The sequence below is a fragment of the Salinimicrobium oceani genome (assembly GCF_012037645.1).
On record NZ_JAAVJR010001197.1, the window covers coordinates 1 to 347 of the forward strand.

Here is a 347-nt window from a genome sequence, read left to right on the forward strand (position 1 = left end):
TTACCACTCCAAACTGTCCCGTAGCAGAGTCACTGCCAATGGAAGTAGAGGAAAAAGTAAAATCTATGGACGAGGTTAAGGATTGTGAAGTAGAGATCACTTTTGACCCGCCATGGACACAGGACCTTATGAGCGAAGAAGCCAAACTGGAACTGGGAATGTTGTAAAATCTCAAAAGAAGAAACTTAAAAACTATGGCCGAAGAGATCATCAACCGTGTAGCGAACAGCAAACTTGTCACCTTTAATCTGGAGGATCTCTATCCACAGGGAGAGCGTGTGCTGTTTGATATTAAAGATTGGTTGCTCGAAGGATTTGTGCTAAGGGAAAAGGATTTTCGAGAATCT

2 protein-coding genes are annotated in these 347 nt (G+C 42.7%); both read left to right on the top strand.

Features of this window, described 5'->3' with window-relative positions:
• Positions 1–167 (top strand): iron-sulfur cluster assembly protein (locus HC175_RS21435; protein WP_168139951.1); only part of this gene is annotated, 167 nt, incomplete at its 5' end.
• Positions 168–194: 27 nt separating this feature from the next.
• Positions 195–347: DUF2480 family protein (locus HC175_RS21440; RefSeq protein WP_168139952.1), on the top strand; the 153-nt coding region annotated here is incomplete at its 3' end.